The sequence below is a fragment of the Mesorhizobium sp. M7D.F.Ca.US.004.03.1.1 genome, assembly GCF_003998635.1.
GTDB classification, from domain to species: domain Bacteria; phylum Pseudomonadota; class Alphaproteobacteria; order Rhizobiales; family Rhizobiaceae; genus Mesorhizobium; species Mesorhizobium loti.
Window position 1 is genome coordinate 1 of the sequence record NZ_RZQG01001436.1, and the last position, 976, is coordinate 976.

At 65.5% G+C, this 976-nt stretch carries 2 protein-coding genes; both read right to left on the bottom strand.

The genetic code is table 11. The features are described 5' to 3' along the window. A partial coding sequence (locus EN935_RS37730; RefSeq protein ID WP_206534688.1) for a glutathione S-transferase N-terminal domain-containing protein occupies positions 1-356 on the bottom strand: 356 nt, incomplete at its 3' end. Positions 357-360: 4 nt separating this feature from the next. Then, complete coding sequence (locus EN935_RS37735; protein WP_245489162.1) at positions 361-975, bottom strand: fumarylacetoacetate hydrolase family protein; 615 nt, start codon at positions 973-975, stop codon at positions 361-363. Position 976: the final 1 nt, after the last annotated feature.

Consider the following 976-nt stretch of genomic DNA (forward strand, 5'->3'; position numbering starts at 1 on the left):
AGCGAGGTCAGCACGCGCAGATTGTTCACCGGGTGGATGTCGCAGGCGATCATCTGCGCCAGCATTCTCACGCGTGCTCGGCCGGCCGCATCCTTCGGCAGCAGCGGTGGTTCCGGGCTGGTCTCGTCGAGGAATTCGATGATCGCCAGCGACTGCGTCAGCAGCGTGCCGTCGCCGAGGATCAGCGCCGGCACCAGCCCTTGCGGATTGACCGCGAGATAGGCTGCTTCCAGATGCTCGCCATGGCGCAGATGATGCGGGACGTAATCGTAACTCAGCCCTTTCATCTCCAGCGCGATCCGCACCCGATAGGAGGTGGAGGAGCGATAGTAGTTGTGCAGGACGAGTTCGCTCATGCGCTCACTTCGGTTGGCCGATGGTTATCTCGATCGTGCCGATGCCGTCGACGCCACCGGTCATCGTGTCGCCGGCACGAACCGCGCCGACACCGGCCGGCGTGCCGGTGAAGATCAGGTCGCCGGGCTCCAGCTCCACCGCCTCGCTGCAGATCGACACGATATCCGATATTGGCCAGATCAGCTCGGCGAGGTCGGCGTCTTGCCTGACCTGGCCGTTGACGGCGAGCCAGATGCGGCCTTTCTGCGGATGGCTGGATTTCGCCGCCGGGATCAGCGGGCCGCAAGGCGCGGAGCGGTCGAAGGCCTTCGACCAGTCCCACGGCCGGGCGGCCTTCTTGGCCTCGTCCTGTAGATCGCGGCGGGTGAGGTCGATGCCGACGCCGTAGCCCCAGACGTGGTCCAGCGCTTTGTCGCGGGCAATGCGAAAACCAGGCTTGCCGATCGCGGCGACCAGTTCGATCTCGTGGTGCAGATTGGCCGTCAGCGGCGGGTAGGGAATCGCCGTGCCGGAATCGACCACCGCGTCGGCCGGCTTGGTGAAGAAGAAGGGCGGATCGCGCTCGTCATTGCCGAATTCGCGGGCATGCGCCGCGTAGTTGCGGCCGACGCAGAAGATG